The organism is Frigoribacterium sp. PhB107, from assembly GCF_003751515.1.
GTDB lineage: Bacteria > Actinomycetota > Actinomycetes > Actinomycetales > Microbacteriaceae > Frigoribacterium.
Genome location: NZ_RJKU01000003.1, coordinates 182,438 through 200,276, shown reverse-complemented (window position 1 = coordinate 200,276; position 17,839 = coordinate 182,438). Strand labels below are relative to the sequence as shown.

General features: G+C 72.4%; 11 protein-coding genes. 3 read left to right on the top strand and 8 right to left on the bottom strand.

Translation table 11 applies throughout. The features are described from left to right. The first annotated feature begins 110 nt into the window (after positions 1 to 110). Both EDF18_RS14480 and EDF18_RS14475 read left to right on the top strand, forming a co-directional pair. The gene (locus EDF18_RS14480) at positions 111 to 1,472 is read left to right on the top strand and encodes an MFS transporter (RefSeq protein ID WP_123548523.1); all 1,362 of its coding nucleotides are present in this window, start codon (positions 111 to 113) and stop codon (positions 1,470 to 1,472) included. Between the two features lie 43 nt (positions 1,473 to 1,515). Beyond that, positions 1,516 to 2,799 carry a GNAT family N-acetyltransferase gene (locus EDF18_RS14475; protein ID WP_123548522.1) on the top strand — a complete coding sequence of 428 codons (1,284 nt, stop codon included), beginning with the start codon at positions 1,516 to 1,518 and terminating at the stop codon, positions 2,797 to 2,799. A 107-nt stretch (positions 2,800 to 2,906) separates the two neighbouring features. On the opposite strand, the gene EDF18_RS14470 is transcribed toward EDF18_RS14475, so the two are convergent. The 7 genes from EDF18_RS14470 to EDF18_RS14440 form a co-directional block, all read right to left on the bottom strand. Continuing rightward, a complete protein-coding gene (locus EDF18_RS14470; RefSeq protein WP_123548521.1) occupies positions 2,907 to 4,091 on the bottom strand; it encodes a glycoside hydrolase family 1 protein in 1,185 nt (394 codons plus the stop codon). Positions 4,092 to 4,126: 35 nt separating this feature from the next. Beyond that, positions 4,127 to 5,884, bottom strand: coding sequence for an ABC transporter ATP-binding protein (locus tag EDF18_RS14465; protein WP_123548520.1), 1,758 nt, complete (start codon positions 5,882 to 5,884; stop codon positions 4,127 to 4,129). Then, a complete protein-coding gene (locus EDF18_RS14460; protein ID WP_123548519.1) occupies positions 5,881 to 6,837 on the bottom strand; it encodes an ABC transporter permease in 957 nt (318 codons plus the stop codon). The genes EDF18_RS14465 and EDF18_RS14460 overlap by 4 nt, the downstream gene beginning before the upstream one ends. Then, positions 6,834 to 7,814: an ABC transporter permease gene (locus EDF18_RS14455; protein ID WP_123548518.1), complete on the bottom strand. Its 981-nt coding sequence runs from the start codon at positions 7,812 to 7,814 to the stop codon at positions 6,834 to 6,836. The genes EDF18_RS14460 and EDF18_RS14455 overlap by 4 nt, the downstream gene beginning before the upstream one ends. Continuing rightward, on the bottom strand, positions 7,811 to 9,490 hold the full coding sequence (locus tag EDF18_RS14450; RefSeq protein WP_123548517.1) for an ABC transporter substrate-binding protein: 1,680 nt from the start codon (positions 9,488 to 9,490) through the stop codon (positions 7,811 to 7,813). The genes EDF18_RS14455 and EDF18_RS14450 overlap by 4 nt, the downstream gene beginning before the upstream one ends. 199 nt (positions 9,491 to 9,689) lie before the next feature. Continuing rightward, the gene (locus EDF18_RS14445) at positions 9,690 to 10,916 is read right to left on the bottom strand and encodes a LacI family DNA-binding transcriptional regulator (RefSeq protein ID WP_123548516.1); all 1,227 of its coding nucleotides are present in this window, start codon (positions 10,914 to 10,916) and stop codon (positions 9,690 to 9,692) included. A 178-nt stretch (positions 10,917 to 11,094) separates the two neighbouring features. Further along, complete coding sequence (locus EDF18_RS14440) at positions 11,095 to 13,653, bottom strand: S8 family serine peptidase (RefSeq protein WP_148050106.1); 2,559 nt, start codon at positions 13,651 to 13,653, stop codon at positions 11,095 to 11,097. 372 nt (positions 13,654 to 14,025) lie between these two features. Between EDF18_RS14440 and acs the strand changes: the two genes are divergently transcribed. Further along, entirely contained in the window at positions 14,026 to 16,116 is a 2,091-nt protein-coding gene (gene acs, locus EDF18_RS14435; protein ID WP_123548514.1) for an acetate--CoA ligase, read from the top strand. Positions 16,117 to 16,337: 221 nt separating this feature from the next. On the opposite strand, the gene EDF18_RS14430 is transcribed toward acs, so the two are convergent. Further along, positions 16,338 to 17,750: a hypothetical protein gene (locus tag EDF18_RS14430; RefSeq protein ID WP_148050105.1), complete on the bottom strand. Its 1,413-nt coding sequence runs from the start codon at positions 17,748 to 17,750 to the stop codon at positions 16,338 to 16,340. Positions 17,751 to 17,839 lie beyond the last annotated feature (89 nt).

Here is a 17,839-nt window from a genome sequence, read left to right as displayed (position 1 = left end):
CGCGGTGAGGGTCGGCGGGACCGGCGCCTGCCCGGCACCGTGCCCCCGCCGTGCCCCCAGAGGGAGGCAGCGCCTCCTCCGCGACACCGGCGCCGACTAGGTTGACCCCCATGACCGCAGCGCAGACGCTCGCCGACGCCACCCCGATCCCCCGCCGCCGGGTCGTCTCGTGGGCGCTGTGGGACTGGGGCTCCGCCGCGTTCAACGCCGTCGTCACCTCGTTCGTGTTCAGCACCTACCTCGCGAGCGGCGCCTTCGTCGACCCGGAGATCGTCGCGGCGGCGGGCGAGACCGAGGCGCTGGCCGCGAGCGCCACCGTCATCTCGACCGCGCTGACGATCGCCGGCGTGCTGATCGCGCTGCTCGCGCCGGTGCTCGGGCAGCGCAGCGACGGTTCGGGCCGTCGCAAGCTCTGGCTCGCCGTCAACACCGGACTCGTCGTCCTCGCCATGCTGGCGATGGTGTTCGTGGCCCCGGCGCCGGGCTACCTCGTCTTCGGCGCCGCGCTGCTCGCCGTCGGCAACCTCTTCTTCGAGTTCGCCAGCGTCAACTACAACGCGATGCTCGTGCAGGTCTCGACGCCGAAGACGATCGGCAAGGTGTCCGGCTTCGGCTGGGGACTCGGCTACGTCGGGGGCATCGTCCTGCTCCTGCTCCTCCTGGTCGCCTTCCTGCAGAGCTTCGGCGTCGAGGGGCGCGGCGGCTTGTTCGGCGTCGCGACGGGCGCCGACGGCGGCTCGTGGGACGTCCGCCTGTCGATCGTCGTCTCCGCCGTGTGGTTCGCCGTCTTCGCGGTGCCGGTGCTGCTCAGCGTGCCCGAGCTGCCCGCCGCGCCGGGACGGCCTCGGGTCGGGATCGTGGGCTCGTACCGCCTCCTCGGCTCGACCATCGCGAAGCTCTGGCGCACCAACCGCCAGGTGCTGCTGTTCCTGCTGGCGAGCGCGGTGTTCCGCGACGGGCTCGCGGCCGTGTTCACGTTCGGCGCGATCATCGCGGCCCAGGTGTTCGGCTTCACGCCGAGCATGGTGATCTACTTCGCGGTCGGCGCGAACCTCGTCGCCGGCATCGGCACATTCGTCGGCGGCTGGCTCGACGACAAGGTCGGCGCCAAGACGATCATCGTCGGAGCGCTGGCGGGGCTCGTCGTCGCCGCGTTCGCGGTGCTCGCGATCGGCACGGCCACGAACCTGTTCTGGGTGTTCGGGCTCGCGCTCGCCCTGTTCGTCGGGCCGATCCAGTCGGCCAGCCGGTCGTTCCTGGCGCGGGTGACGCCTCCCGGGCGCGAGGGCGAGATCTTCGGCCTCTACGCGACGACCGGGCGCGCGGTGAGCTTCCTGGCGCCGGGGCTCTTCACGCTGTTCGTCGGGCTGACGGGCGACACCCGGTTCGGGATCATCGGCATCGCGCTCGTGCTGCTCGCCGGCCTGGTGCTGATGCTGCCGGTCAAGACGGTGCAGCGCGCGATCGACTGACCCGGCACTGCACGGCGGGCGGCCCGCGCCCTAGCCTGGTCGGGTGACCTCCTTCGACGACGCCTACGAGCTCCGCACCTTCCCCGCCGCGATCGACGACGACGCCACCGCCGCCTGGTTCGCCGCCTGCCGCCTGGGGTTCCACGAGAGCATCGACACCCCGGAGGGCGCGGCCGGCGATGCCCGACGCACGGTCGCCGACGCCCGCGTGCTGACGGGCGCCTGGCCCCGCGAGCCGCGGCCCGGCACCCTCGACGACGAGCAGTGGCCCGTCGCCACGTTCGAGTCGTTCGAGCGCACCCTGCACGTCGGCGGGGGCACGCTGCTGCCCGCGCACCTCATCTCGGGCGTGACGGTACAGCCCACCCACCGCCGCCGAGGCATCCTGCGGCGCATGATGACCGACGACCTCGCCCGCGCCGCCGATGCGGGCCTGGCCGTCGCGGCGCTCACCGCGAGCGAGGCGAGCATCTACCGCCGGTTCGGCTTCGGCACTGCGACCCGCGAGCGCACCGTGACGATCGACCGGCGTCGCCCCGTCCGACTGCTCTCGTCGACGACGGGCACCGTCGAGCTCGTCCCGACCGCCCGCCTCGAGCCCGTCGCCCGCGAGGTCTTCGCGCGGTTCCACGCCCGCACGCCCGGCTCGATCGACCGGCCCGTCGGCAGCTGGGACCGGCGGCTCGGGCTCGCGACGGGCGACGACCAGAAGCCCGACCGCAGCCTGCGGGGGGCCGTGCACCGCGCCTCCTCGGGTCGGGTCGACGGGTACGTCGTCTACCGCGTGACCGGGAAGCCGACCGAGACCGTGCTCGAGGTCGCCGACCTCGTGACGGCGACCGACGAGGCGTACCTCGCGCTGTGGGAGCTGCTGCTCGCGATCGACCTCGTGACGTCGATCACGTGGGCGGCCGCGCCGCTCGACGACCCGCTCGTCCACGCGCTGGAGGACGCACGGGCCCTCACCACGACGCACGAGCAGGACCACGTCTGGTTGCGCCTGCTCGACGTGCCCGCCGCCTTCTCGGCACGGCCGTGGGCCGCCGACGGCGTCGTCACCGTCGCCGTCTCGGACGACCTCGGCCACGCCGCGGGCACCTGGCGGCTGACGAGCGCAGGAGGCGCCGGCACTGTCGAGCGCGCCGCGGTGCGTCGCGCAGACCTCGAGGTCGACGTCGCGACTCTCGGCTCGCTGTGGCTCGGCGGCGTCGACCCGGTGACGCTCGCCGCCGCGGGGCTCGTGCGGGAGCGCCGGGCCGGCGCCGTGCAGACGCTGCGCGCGATGCTCCGGCCCGAGCGGCCGCTGTACGGCGTCACGTCGTTCTGACCGGCGCCGGCGGCTGGCCGTCGCGGCGGCGCGGCCGTCGCCGCGGCCGGGCCGACGCTGCGGCCCGACCGTCGCCGCGGCCCGACTGTCGGTGCGGTGCGACCGCCCTACGACGCGGCGGGCAGGCCGTTCGCCCGCGCGACCTCGCCGTACCAGCGCGCGCTGGGCTTCGGCGTGCGCTCGAACGTGTCGCGGTCCCAGCCGATGAGCCCGAAGGTGGGGCGGAAGCCGCTGGCCCACTCGTAGTTGTCGAGGGCGCTCCAGTGCTGGTAGCCGAGCACCTCGATGCCCTCCTCGATCGTGGCGTGGATGCCCTCGAGCGCGCCCTGCGTGTAGGCGATGCGACGGCTGTCGTCGGCGGTCGCGATGCCGTTCTCGGTGACCATCACGGGCACGTGGCCGCTGAGTTCCCAGGCGCTGCGGATGCCCTCGGCGGCCGCGGCGGGCCAGAACTCCCAGCCGGTCAGGGTCGTCTCGAGCCCCTCGGCGACCGGTCGCGGGCCCTCGGGGCCGACGAAGGTCTGCGTGTAGGCCTGCACGCCGACGAAGTCGTCGCCCGCCGCCATCTCGCTGTACCAGTCGTCGCGGACGTAGCCGTACTCGCGCGTCTTCTCGACGGCGCCCGGCTCGTCGACGGCCTTGAAGGCCTGCGTCGCCACGGTCCAGCCCGACTTCAGGCCGTCGACCTGCGAGAGCACCTCGCGGCTGCGCTTGTGTGAGGCGAGCAGCGCGTCAGCGACCTGCAGGTCGGGGTTCGGCAGGCCGTACGCGACGAGGTTCGACGCGTCCTCTCCCCCGGCGAGCATCGCGGCGATGTTCGGCTCGTTGATGGTGCAGACGTACCGCACGCCCTCGCTGACGACGGGCAGCGCGAGCTCGGTGTACCGCGTGAAGAGGTCGGCGGCGTCGGGCGCGCGCCAGAAGCCGTCGCGCTCGAACCAGCGCGGCACGGTGAAGTGCATCAGCGTCACGATCGGCTCGACGCCGAACTCGTGGCAGGTCTCGACCATGCGGCGGTAGTGCGCGATCTCCGCCTTCGAGACGACGCCGCGCTCGGGCTCGATGCGCGCCCACTCGATGCTGAAGCGGTAGCTGTTGAGGCCGAGCTCGGCGAGGATCCGGATGTCGTCGCGGAACCGGTGGTAGCTGTCGGCGGCGTCGCCGCTCGGCTCGACGATCGTCGTGCCGGGGGCGTGCTCGTGCACCCACCAGTTCGAGTTCACGTTGTTGCCCTCGATCTGGTGCGCGGCGGTCGCGGCGCCCCAGAGGAAGCCGTCGGGGAAGGTCAGCATCGGGTGTCCGTTCTGGTGGTGCGGGGTCGGGCGGGTCAGGAGGCGCGGTGCGTGCGCCGCGGGTTCGGCACGGCGTCGAGCAGGCGCACCGTGTACGGGTCGGTCGGCCGCTGCAGCACCTCGGCGGTGCGGCCGCGCTCGACCACGGCGCCGTCGTGCAGCACCATGACGTCGTCGGTGATGAGCCTCGCGCTGAGCAGGTCGTGCGTGATGTAGAGCATCGAGACCCCCCACTGCTCGCGGAGGTCCTCGAGCAGGGCGAGCACGCCGGCCCGCAGCGACACGTCGAGCATCGAGACGGGCTCGTCCGCGATGATCACCTGCGGGTCGCTCGCGAGCGCGCGGGCGATGACGACGCGCTGCCGCTGACCGCCGGACAGCTGGTGCGGCAGCTTCGCCGCGAACTGCTCGACCGGCGTCAGGCCGACCGTCTCGAGCAGCTCCAGGACGCGGCGCCGCGCCTCCTGCCCTCGCAGCCCCGTGTAGTTCACGACCGGCCGGGTGAGCGTGTACTCGACGGTGTGCAGCGGGTTGAGGGCCGAGTACGGGTCCTGGAACACCATCTGCACGTCGCTCCGCAGGTCGCGGAGGCCGCGCCCGCGCACCTTGGTCACGTCGACGTCGCCGAACGTGATCGTGCCCTCGCTCGGCTTCTCGACACCGGTGACCATGCGCGCGATGGTGCTCTTGCCCGAGCCCGACTGGCCGACGAGCGCGAGCGACTGCCCCGGCTCGAGGGTGAACGACACGTCGCGGACGGCCCGCACGGGCTCCTCGCCGCGACGAGGAGGCGCGTAGGTCTTGCTGACGCCGGTCACGGTGATCGCGCTCTGGGCGACCTTCGTGCTGCGCGTGCCGACGCTCGGCGTGCTGGTGGTCGTGTCGACGCGGCGCTCGCCCCTGGCTCGACGCACCGCCCTGTCCTCGAAGCCTGGCAGCGAGACCACCTCGGCGCGGGGGTCGGCGTAGTGCGACAGCAGCATCTGCGTGTACTCGTGCTGCGGGTCGGCGAGCACGTCGGCGGAGCGGCCGTCCTCGACGATGCGGCCCTCGTGCATCACGAGCACCCGCTCGGTCGCCTCGAGCACGATGCCGAGGTCGTGGCTGATCAGCACGGCCGTGAAGCCCTCGCTCTGCTGCAGCGAGATGATCGTGTCCATCACGGCGTGCTGCACGAGCACGTCGAGCGCCGTCGTCGGCTCGTCGAAGACCATCAGCTGCGGCTCGAGCGACAGGGCGAGGGCGATCGAGACGCGCTGGCGCATGCCGCCGCTCAGCTCGCCGGGGAACCGCGCGAGCACCTTGGGGTCGAGCTCGACCTTCTGCACGAGCTCGGCGGCACGGGAGTCCCAGCGCTCGCGCGGCACGTGGCCGTGGGCCTTGAAGATGTCGACGAAGTGCTTGTGGATCGTGCGCACCGGGTTGAGCGCGTTCATGCCCGACTGCAGCACCATCGCGAAGCCGCCCTGGCGCTGCTGCCGCAGGGCCTCGGCGTCGAGGTCGCGGATGTCGGCGCCGTCGAAGACGATGCTGCCGCCGTTGGTGCGCGCCGGCGGCTTCTGCAGCCGCGTCAGCGCGTAGCCGAGCGTCGACTTGCCCGAGCCGGACTCGCCGACCAGGCCGACGAACTCGCCGCGGCGCAGGGAGAACGACACGTGGTCGACGGCCTGCACCGGCGTCGAGGCGGCCGACTCGTAGACGACGCTGAGGTCGCGCACGTCCAACAACGGGGCGTCGCCGGCGGTCGTCGTCGTCGAGGAGGCGGGCTGGTTCGTGAGGTCTGCGGCGGTCATCGACGCGCCTCCTTCTTCTTGGACGTGCCCTCGCGCAGGCGCGGGTTGCTGACGGCGTCGACGCCGAAGTTGATCAGCGTGAGGCTCATCGCCAGCAGGGCGATGCAGAGGCCGGGGGCGAACAGGAGGATCCACTGCCCGGTGAGCAGGGCGTTGGAGTTCTGCGCCCAGTAGAGGATCGTGCCCCAGCTGACGATCGACGAGTCGCCGAGCCCCAGGAACTCGAGGCCCGCCTCCGCCAGGATCGCGCTGGTGGCCGCTCCGAAGAACGAGCCGACGATCAGCGACGTCATGTTCGGCAGGATCTCGCGGAACACGATGCGGGTCGCGCCCTCGCCCGAGAACCGGGCGGCCTCGACGAAGTCACGCGACCGCAGCGACTGCGTCTGGCTGCGCAGCACCCGCGCGCCCCAGGCCCAGCCGGTCACGACGATCACGGCGATGATGACCGCGATGCCGCCGTTCTGCAGGTAGGCCGCGATCACGATCATCAGGGGCAGGCCGGGGATGACGAGGAACAGGTTGACGACGAAGCCGACCACCTCGGCGGCGGGGCCGCGCATGTAGCCCCAGCTGAGGCCGATCGCGACGGCGACGAGCGTCGCGGCGATGCCGGCCACGAAGCCGACGAACACGCTGATCCGGGCGCCCCAGATCAGCTGGCTGAGGACGTCCTCGCCGGCGGCGGTCGTGCCCATCCAGTGGGCCCAGGAGGCGTCCTGGTTGCGCTCGAACCCGTTCTCGCTGCCGCCGTAGGGGGCGATCAGCGGGGCGAACACGGCCATCAGGACGAAGACGCCGAGGACGACGATGCCGATCTTGGCCTTGGGGTTCGACCACACGACGCCGGCGGTGCGCAGCACGGTCTTCCAGGCGCTGGGCGCGGCCTGCTCGGCGGCGGGGCCGGCAGGGTCGCCGCCCTCGGGGAGACGGACGGACACGGTGGAGGTCATCGGCGGGTCCTTGGGTCGAGCACGCCGTACAAGATGTCGACGAGGAAGTTGGCGACGAGCACGCTCACGGTGATCATCAGGAAGAGGGCCTGCATCAGCGGGTAGTCCTGGCCGATGACGGCGTTGAACAGCAGGTAGCCGATGCCGGGGTAGCCGAAGACCTGCTCGACGAGGATCGAGCCGCCGACCACCCCGCCGAGGGCGAGGCCGAAGCCGGTGAGGTTCGGCAGGATCGCGTTGCGGGCGGCGTAGCGGACGGCGACCGTCCGGCCCTTCAGGCCGTTCGCCTCCGCGAAGGTCACGTAGTCGTCGCCGAGCGTGTTGATCATCGCGTTCCGCATGCCGAGGATCCAGCCGCCGAGGCTCGTGACGAGGATCGTCACCGCCGGCAGCACCGCGTGCAGCAGGGCGTCGCCGACGAACCCGGGCGTGAAGCCCGGCGTGGTCGTCGCGCCGTAGGCCCCCGTGGTCGGGAACCAGTGCAGCACGTAGCCGAGGAAGAAGAGGAGGAGCAGAGCCGTCCAGAAGTACGGGAACGTGCTCATGAAGCTGCCCGAGAGCGTCGGCAGCGAGTCGAGCCAGGTGCCGCGCTTCCAGGCCGCGGCGACGCCGATCAGGGTGCCGACCACGAAGGCGATCACGGTGCACGCGCCGACGAGGATCAGCGTGTACGGCAGCGCCTGCCCGACGAGGTGCCCGACCGTCTCGGGGAAGAACGTGTAGCTCGTCCCGAAGTCGAGCCGGACGACCTGGCCGAGGTAGGCGACGTACTGCTGCAGCACGTTGCCGTCGGGCACGCCGAGCTGGGCCTCGATGGCGGCTCGGGTGGCCTCGGTCACGGGGCCGTTCTGCGAGAGCTTCGCGATCGCGGCGTCGGTGGGGTCGCCGGGCATCAGCCGCGGCAAGATGAAGTTGAGCGTCACCGCCGCCCACAGGGTGAGGACGAAGAGGCCGAGCTTCTGCGCTGCGTACTTCACTGGTCGTCACCGCCCTGGTCGACTCGCTTCAGCTTCGTGAAGATCAGCAGCGGTGCCTGGTCGTAGTTCTGCGGGGCCATGTACGGGTCCTTCTCGCTCGGCCAGCCGGTGAACTTGGAGTCGTTGAACAGGCCCCAGAGGCCGCCGTAGTAGAGGCCGATGACCGGCTTCTGCTCGTAGACGACGTTCTGCAGCGCGTACGACAGCCGCTGCTGCTCGGCGGGGTCGATCGCGGCCTTCCACTCGTCGAGCAGCTCGTCGACGGCAGGGTCGCTGAAGCGGCCGAAGTTCGAGGCCGTCGTCTCGCCGATCGGCGTCGCGAACCCGCTGTTGAGCAGCGTGTTGTAGGCCTGGTAGGTGTTGCCGTTGCCCATGCCGCCGAGCGCCATGTCGAACTCGCCGTTGGCGATGGCCGACTGGTAGCCGGCAGGCTGGGGAGCCTGGATCTGCACGTCGATGCCGATCGCGCCCAGCTGTGCCCGCACCTCCTGCACGGCCCTCAGCCAGTCGGTGTAGCCGTTGGCGGTGAGGATCGTGATGCGCAGCTGCTGGCCGTCCGGGCCGACCAGCTGGTCGCCCTGCTGCGTGTAGCCGGCCTGCGCGAACGCGGCGAGGGCGCCGTCGACGTCCTGGCCGATCACTCCCTCGTCGGGGATCGAGGGGTCGAGGTCGTCCTGCTGGTTGGGCAGGATGAGGCCGGTCTGCCCGGCCGGCTCGAGGTAGCCCTCGGTGGCCGACTCGGCGATCTGGTCGCGGTCGAGCGCCAGCGCGATGCCGTTCCGCACGTTCAGGTCGTCGAAGGGCGCCTTGGTGAGGTTCGGCATCAGGCCGATCACACCGCCCGGCGGGAACCAGTACGAGTTGGTGTCGCTCGCCGCGCCCCAGGTGCCCTCGACGTCGCTGATGAACGAGTACGCCCAGTCGTAGCCGCGCGTGACGGTGTCGAGCTGGTTGTTGGTCGCGGGCAGGATCAGGTGTCCGATGTCGATCTTCTCGGCCTGCCAGTAGGACTCGTTCTTGTCCATCGAGTACTGCATCGCCGAGTAGTTGCCGAGCGTGAACGGGCCCGTGCCGACCGGGTCGGGGTTGCGGTACGTCGCGGGGTCGTCGACCTCGCTCCACAGGTGCTCGGGGACGATCGTCGTCTGGCCGATGATCTCCATCGCCGGGACGTCGTCGGTCTGCAGGTGGAAGACGACGTGGTCGCCCTGCTGCTCGACCGTGTCGATGTGCTGCCAGGCGCCCTTGAGGTCGAGCGCGGGGTTCGCCTTGATCAGGTCGAACGTGTACACGACGTCCTCGGGCGTCATCGGCTCGCCGTCGGACCACTCGACGCCGTCGCGGATCGTCATGTCGACCGTGCGCGCGTCGGGCAGCGTCGTCTCGCTCGCGAGCCACGGCGTGATCTCGCCGTCGAGGGGGTTGATCTCGAGCAGGGGCTCGTAGATCCACGTGGAGGCGGTGCGCTTGTTCGTGAGGAACGGGTTGAAGTTCCGCTCGAACTGCGGGTTGCCCTTGTCGGCGTTGATCAGCATCGTGTCGGCGCCGATCGTCGGGTCGGGCTCGCTGCGGATCTGGATGCTGCAGCCGGTGGCCACGAGCACCACGGCGGTGGCGGCGGCCAGGGCCGCCACGGCGGTGCGCGCTCGGGCGCGGTGTCTGTGCGTGTGCGTCATCGCCACGGTTCTCTCATTCGTCGTCGAGGTGAGCATCGTCAGTGTAAGCGCATACATCGCTGCGGCGCAACGGTGCCGCGGCACACTCGCGGTGGGTCGGCATGAACCGCGTTCCGGACCATGAACCGCGTTTTGTCTCGGTTCATGGTCCGGAACGCGGTTCGGGGCGGGACCAGGGCTGGGCCGGGCCCGGGGGGGGTCAGCGGGCGGGGCAGCTCTCGCGCAGCAGGACCTCGACCGGCAGGGTCACCCGCTGAGGAGGCGCGGTCGGGTCGGTCAGCCGCGTCACGATGGTGCGCACCGCGACCCGGCCGAGGTCGTTCATCGGCTGGCGCACCGTCGTGAGGCGCGGGGTGGAGAAGCGGCCCGCCTCGATGCCGTCGAAGCCCGTCACGGCGACCCGGCCCGGCACGTCCACCCCGTGCGCGACGAACGCGTCGAGCACGCCGAGCGCCGACTGGTCGTTGGCGCAGACGACGGCCTGCGGGAGCGGGGCGGAGGAGGCGACCAGCGCCTCCCCGGCTCGCCTGCCGCCCTCGCGCGAGAAGTCGCCGCGCTCGACGCGTACGCGGACCGGGCCGTGTCCCTGACGCGTGGCGGCCGCCGTGGCCGCCGCGACGGCCTGGTCGAAGCCGCGGTGCCGGTCGGCCTCGTCGGGAGAGTCGCCGGGGCCGGCCACGTAGACGAGGTCGGCGACCGGGCCACGGGCGTCGCCCGGCTCGCGCGCCCCGCCCGCCGCGCGGCCGAGGACGAACTCGGTCAGGGCGCGCATGCCCGCGGCGTTGTCGACGCTGACGTGGTCGAGCTCGTCGCCCGGACGCGAGTCGGCGAGCACGACGACGGGGATGCGGCGCGACACGTGCGCGAGCAGGTCGTCGGGCACGGTCTGGGCGAGGACGGCGAGGCCGTCCACACGACCCGCGATGTCGTTGAGCATGACCTCCCGGCTGGAGCCCCGACCGGCGGCGACCATGAGGGCGAAGCCGCGCCTCCAGGACTCGACCTCCGCGCCGCGGAGCACCTCGTCGAAGTACAGGTTCGCCGGGTTGGACGCGGTGCGGGGGGCGTCGATCGCCGCATCGGTGCCGGTCCCGGTGTGGGTGCCGGTCGGCGCAGGAGGCGTCGGTCGCCCCTCGCGGTCGTCGATCAGCGGGATGCGGCTCGCGTCCGCGACGCGCTCCCAGTCGGGCTCGGGCAGGTCGATGCCGTCGTGCCCGGGGAGGAACAGGCCGAGCACGCCGTGACGACGCCCCGCGAGGCCGCGCGCGGCGCCGCTCGGCACGTAGCCGAGCGACCGCACGGAGTCGAGCACGCGGGCTCGCGTCTCGGGACGCACGTCGTCGGGACGACGGAGCACGCGGGAGACGGTGGCGATCGAGACGCCCGCGTGGGCGGCCACGTCGTAGACGGTGGGGGCCTTGGTCACGGGGTCCGTCCGGCGCAGGGCATGGCGTCCATCCTAGGCACGGGGTGCCGCTCGGGCAGAGGGGCAGGAGGGGCAGAGGGGCAGGGCGGGGCGAGGGGCGCGCGACGCGACGGAGCCGCCCGTCCGGGAAGGACGAGCGGCTCCGTCGCGAGCGAGGCTCGCAGGGCGACCCTGCGGCCTAGCCCTCTACCCGCACGTCGGCGCGACGGCGCAGGCGACGAGCCGCGACGAGCGCGCCGGCACCGGCGACGAGGAGGAGCAGAGCGGCCGACAGGGGCGCGCCCGGCTCCGAGCCGGTGTAGGCCAGGGCCCCGTCACGCGTCGCGGCGACCGGCACGACGCCGGTGCCCGCGGGCGTCGTGACGGGGGCGACGCCGGTGCCCGGCACGGTGACCGGCGGCACGACGGCCGCCGCGGCGACGCTGAACAGCACCGGGTCGGTGAACGTCGACGAGGTGCCGTCGGCGAGGACCTGCAGGGCGGTGGTGCCGTAGTCGCCGGCCGGGACCCCGGTGAAGGAGGCGGTGAACGCGCCCGTCGCGTCGGTCTGGATCGTCGACACCGAGAAGCCGAGGTCCGTGTCGAACGCGACCGGCTCCCCCGCCACGTCGAGCCTGGCGGAGGGCGACGTGGGCGTCACCATCTGCTCGAAGCCCTCGAACTGGTCGGCCGTGGCGAGGACGACCGTGACGAGGGCGCCCGGCTGGGCCGTGCCGGTGACCGTCACGGTGCCGGCTTCCACGGTGGACCCGTCGACGGGAGCGGTGATCGCAGGCCCGGCCACCGCCTCCTCGACCAGCAGGTCGAGCGTCGCGCGGCTGCCCGCGTCGCCGGTCAGCTCGAGCGTCGTCGCACCGGCCGGGAGGAAGGGGCTGAGCACCGCGGGACCGACGAGGCGGCCCTCGGCGTCGGCGGTGAACTCGCCGTCGAGGGGCTCCCCGTCGGGGCCGGTGACCGTGACGGTCTCGCCCGGGACGAAGTTCGCGCCGAGGACGCGGAAGGGACGACCCGCCTGGACCGTGCCGTCGGCGACCGCCGCGACCGGGCCGAGGGCCGGGACGAGATCCTCGGTGACCGCCGCGAAGGCGTTCACGACGCCCGCGCCGTAGAGCGACGGGTCGTCGCGCTTCGTGGCCTGCTGCTTCAGCAGCACCTGCAGCTCGGCGGGCGACGCGTCGGGGTGGGTCGCGGCGAGGAGGGCAGCGACGCCGGCGACATGCGGCGAGGCCATCGACGTGCCGTTGTAGGCCTCGTACAGGCCGCCGAAGACGGTGCTGAGGATGTTCGAGCCCGGTGCGCCGAGGTCGATGACGCCCGCGCCGAAGTTGGAGTACCGGGAGTCGAAGACGGGCTGGCCGTCGTCGCCGAGGCGGAGGGCCGACACCGTGACGACGCCGTCGATCTCGGCCGGGATGTCGGAGCAGCCCTCTGAGACGTCACGACCCTCGACGGGTGTCGTGTCGTTCGGGCTGGAGTCGTTCGTCGTCTTGTTCGCGAGGTCGTAGGACGAGTTGCCGGCGGCGGCGACGTTGAGCACGCCCTGCTGCTCGGAGAACTCGACGGCGCGGGTCACGGACTCGAGCGCCGGGGCCTGGTCGGCCTCGGTCGAGCACCAGAACTCCCACGGGTCGACGTAGTAGCTGTTGTTCGTCACGTCGAAGCCCTGGTCGGCGGCCCACATGAAGCCGCAGAGCGCGTACTCGGGGTAGATGAAGCCGTCGTAGTTGACGACCTTGACGCTCGCGAGCGTCGCGCCCGGCGCGATGCCGACGATGCCCACGCCGTTGTCCGCCGCGGCGATCGTGCCGGCGACGTGCGTGCCGTGCGACTCGGAGTCGTCCACGGGCACCCAGGCGGCCTGCGACTGGTCGGGCTGGCCGTTGACGGCACAGCCGACCGACTTCGAGGCGTCGACCTGACCGGCGAGGTCCGGGTGCGAGACGTCGATGCCGCTGTCGAGCACGCCGACGACGACGCCGTCGCCGTCCTCGATCTCCCGCGCCTCGGGGGCGCCGATCGCGGCCATGTCCCACTGCTGGGCCTCGAGCGGGTCGACCGGGGCGACCTCGGTGCCCAGGGGGCGGTCGAGGGACTGGGGGCCGGCGCCGGTCGCGCCGGCGGCGGGCGCGGTCGCGCCGGAGGTCGCGGGCACCTCTGCCGGCACCTCGACCTCGTCGTCGACGACCTCGGCCGTGCGGGTCGGCCCGGCCGACTCGACGCCGACCGTCCCGCGCATCGTGGCGAGGAAGTCGCCGTCACGGGACTGGGCCGTGACGACGCCGATCTCGGGGTACTGGGAGAGGACCACGCCGCCGGCGGCGACGACCGCGGCGGAGGCGTCCGCGACGGCGTCCGCGTTGCGCACGGTGGTGTTGACGACGTAGTTCATGACGATGCCGTCGGCCACGAGAGCCGACGCGGCGGGGACCTCGGCGGTCACGTCCTCCGTCTCGGCGGCGGGCGCCTCCGTGGCGGGGGCCTCAGCAGCGGGCGTCTCGGCCGGCGCCTCGACCGCGGGCGCCTCGACCGCGGGCGTCTCGGCCTCCGTCGGGGCGGCGGCCGCGGCAGCCGTGTCGGACGCACCCGACGCCGCGACGTCGGTGTCGGTGCCGTCGGCGCCGACCGGCGACACGGCCGGGTCGGCGGCGAACGCGGCGGTGGGTGCGAGCACGAGGGCGCTCGTGAGAGCCAGGGCGGTCGCCCAGCGCGCTCCCCGGCGTCGGGTGGATCTGATCACGTGGTGACTCCTGATGTCGGGCGCACGGCGACGGGCGCGAGCCCCGAGGAGCCTGGTCGCTCGGCCCCCTGGTCGAGCGGCCCCCGAGGCCGGATGTCCCCCAGACTAGGGGCCCCGTGTTTCCGGCGTGTGACGAGTGCGCGAAGCGGCCTGCCCGCCCGTACCCCGCGCACCGCCCCGCGGCTGCGGCCGTGCTCGCCGTCGCCGCCCGAAGCCGAGTGGTCAGGACAGGTCGTTCCTCGGCAGCAGAAAGACCGCATCTGACCACTCGGGGCCTTGGTGCGACGCGGGGCGGAGGAGGCGGCGAGCGCGGCGTTACGCGACGTGACGGGAGGCCCGGTGGGCCGGCCCGCGCCTCCGTACGCTCGGGTGATGGCCCCGCGCGACACCACCACGACCGCCCGCGACACCATCTCGAACCTGCTCGACGAGCGGCGGACGTTCCCGGCCCCGAGCGCGCTGGCCGCCGCCGCGAACGTCACGAGCACCGAGCACGCGCGTGCCGCGGCCGATCCCGTCGCCTTCTGGGAGGAGCAGGCCCGCCGCCTCGAGTGGGAGGCCCCGTGGCACACGGCGCACACGTGGGAGCCGGTCCGCGAGCTCGCCGACGGCAGCCTCACGGTGCCCGAGGCGACCTGGTTCGCGGGCGGCCGCCTCAACGTCGCCGTCAACTGCGTCGACCGCCACGTCGCGGCCGGGAACGGCGAGAAGGTCGCGCTGCACGTCGAGGGCGAGCGCGGCGACCGGCGCGACGTCACCTACGCACAGCTGCAGCGCGAGGTCGTCAAGGCCGCGAACGGCCTCCGCAGCCTGGGGGTCGGCGAGGGAGACCGAGTCGTCGTCTACCTGCCCGTGATCGCCGAGACGATCGTCGTGACGCTCGCGATCGCGCGGATCGGCGCGATCCACTCGCTCGTCTTCGGCGGGTTCTCGGGCGAGGCGCTCAAGTTCCGGGTCGAGGACACGGGCGCGAAGCTGCTCGTCACCACCGACGGACAGTTCCGGCGGGGCGCTGCGGTGCCGGTCAAGGCGAACGCCGACCACGCGGTGAGCGGCGAGAACCAGGTCGAGCACGTGCTCGTCGTGCGGCGCACCGGCGACGAGACCCCCGACGTGCCGTGGACCGAGGGCCGCGACCTCTGGTGGCACGACGTGGTCGACCCTCAGCCAGACACGGACGAGCCCGAGGCGTTCGACGCCGAGACTCCCCTCTTCATCATGTACACGAGCGGCACGACCGGGAAGCCGAAGGGCCTCGTGCACACGAGCGGCGGGTACCTCACGGCCGCGAGCTGGACCCACTGGGCCGTGTTCGACGCGAAGCCCGACGACGTGCACTGGTGCACGGCCGACCTCGCCTGGGTCACGGCACACACCTACGAGATCTACGGCCCGCTCTCGAACGGCCTGACGCAGGTGATCTACGAGGGCACGCCCGACACCCCGCACCCCGCCCGCCACCTCGAGATCATCGAGCGCTACGGCGTCACGACCTACTACACGGCGCCGACCCTGGTGCGGACGCTCGCGTCGTGGTTCCCCGACGGCCTGCCGACCGACCACGACCTGAGCTCGCTGCGCCTCCTCGGCACCGTCGGCGAGGCGATCAACCCGGAGGCGTGGGTCTGGTTCCGCGAGCAGCTCGGCCGGGGCGAGCTGCCGATCGTCGACACCTGGTGGCAGTCGGAGACGGGCGCGGCCGTGATGGCGCCGCTGCCCGGCGTCGACACGCTCAAGCCCGGGTCGTCGCTGCGCGCTCTGCCCGGCGTCTCGACCGCCGTCGTCGACGAGGTCGGCGAGCGCGTGCCGAACGGCGCGGGCGGCTACCTCGTCGTGCAGCAGACGCCGCCGTCGCTGGCCCGCACGGTGTGGGGCGACCCCGAGCGCTACCGCGACAGCTACTGGGCGAAGTACTGGCGGCAGGGCTGGTTCTTCTCCGGCGACGGCGCCAAGTACGACGACGACGGCGACATCTGGCTGCTCGGCCGGGTCGACGACGTCATCAACGTGTCGGGCCACCGCCTGTCGACGATCGAGATCGAGTCGTCGCTGGTCGCCCACCCCCTCGTCGCCGAGGCGGCAGTCGTCGGAGTCTCGGACGCGCGCACCGGGCAGGCGATCGCCGCCTTCGTCGTGCCCGCGACCCGCCCCGCAGGAGGCGCGGTGCGCGACGCCGGCGACGCCTCCGAACCGCAGGTCTGGGCCGCGCTCTCGGGGTCGGCGCCGGGCTCGCTGTCGCCCCTGCTGCGCGCCCACGTCGCCGACCAGATCGGCCCCGTGGCGAAGCCCGCGACGGTGCTCGTCGTCCCCGACCTGCCGAAGACCCGCTCGGGCAAGATCATGCGGCGGCTGCTGGGCGACGTGTCGGAGGGGCGCGAGCTCGGCGACACGACCAGCCTGCAGGACGCGTCGGTGCCGGGACGCATCGCGGCCGTCCTCGCGGAGGTGCAGGGCGCCTCTTGATGTCTGCTGTCGGCTGGCGGATTAGTCGAAGGCTTTGATCGCCGCGCCTACATGAGGACTAGCCTCTTCGGCTCTTGCCGACCTGAGAGGACGCGCTGCGAAGATTGGCAGCAGCGGGCGAGGTCGATTGAGATGTCGTGCCTGATCGGCGCCCGGCGATGCTGCTCACCGTGCCCCACCGGACCGTGTGACCGGGCTTGCGTGGCTCAGGAACTCGTGCGTCAGCTGCGGACATGTCGTTCTCCCTCGTCGCTTGCCTGTCGGTCGGTCCCAGAGTACCCCGGCCGCACAGGAGGAACACCGGACGCTCTCACTCGATTCGCGACCGTGAGGAGGAGAGCCACGACCGTGGAGACACTGGCCACGGTCCACCAGAGGACGTCGATCCACGGAGCCACGAGACCACCGACGATGCTGCCCGCCATCGCGAAGAGCCCAAGGGCGAAAGCGACGTTGACGGAACGGAGCGGGCTCAGCATCCAGGACGAGAGGGAGCTCTCCCTGCGCGCGGCTGCCAGACCGATCAACAACGCCGGCGCGGCCAGCATGAGCGCGGAGCCTCCGTTCTCGCTGTCTCGGAGGACGGACGCGGCGCCTGGCAAGGCGACGGCGAAGACCGAGATGGCCGAAGTCACCAGAGCAGCCGCCCATGTCAGTCGCCATGCCCCCCGACGTCGGACCCGGAGTTCGACCTCGGCCGTCGACGCGTGACCTGTCTCGAATCGACCGTGCGCATGTGCCACGGCTTCGCCGCCCACGTCGCGTGCCGTGGGGGAGGCACCCCCGAGAAGAGTGAGAGCCACGCAGTCGAGTTCGGGCGGCGTGCGGAACTCGAGATGGTAGGACTCAGCGTCAGAGGCGTTCATCATGGGCACGGTGAGCGTCGCCGTCGTGAGACCGAACGCGACGAGCGGGCGAGCGAGCCGCGTCAGCGGGGACGTGTCGACGGGCGGCCGGACCTCCCAGTGGAACGAGAACTTGAGGATCTGGCGTCGCCCCAGGTGCGCAGCCGGCACCAGAGCGACCAGCAGGAAGCTGCGTCCGAGGTCGCGGAGCAGGTCGCCCAGTTCGACACTCAGCTGATGACCGCGCCACAGCTGCTCGCCCGCCCAGGTGCCGTCCTCGGCAAGCGACTCGATGGCAGCCTCGAGACGCGGGCCCTCAGGGCCGACGATGGCTCGGAGTGCACGGTTGACTGCCGAGCTGGTGGCGATGCCCTCGCGACCCAGAGCCCAGGTGAGGACTGAGAAAGCGATCGCCTGCCCGTCGTTCATCGTGAGCAGGGGCAGCGCGCGCCCGTCACTGCCCGTCGCGTCGAGGTGTCGCATCGGTCCTTTCGCGACCATCGCCAGAGGCACGATCGCGTCCCCCTCTACTCTGCTGAGGCGTCGCTTTCGCTCGCGAGGCTCGTAGGCGAGCCGTGCGTCAGGTGGTGGCGTGCAGTCGATCGAGTGGCGGATGCGCCCCCGATCGCCGTCGAGGGGCTGGACACTCTCGACCCGTCGGTGCACCCATTCCCGCCATCTCATCACAGCGTCGAGGACCACCTCGCCCGTCTCGCTCCCGAACCTGTTCGCCGCGCCCGCGCCGTCCATGTCTCTCCCCTCGTGAGTCCTCATCTTGGCGGCGACCACCGACACGGGAGCACCGCGGGCCGGGAATCTTGCGTGCAGGGCAACGGTTCACCCCAGCGGCCCGACGTCGCGCCGGCCGTCCCCTCACC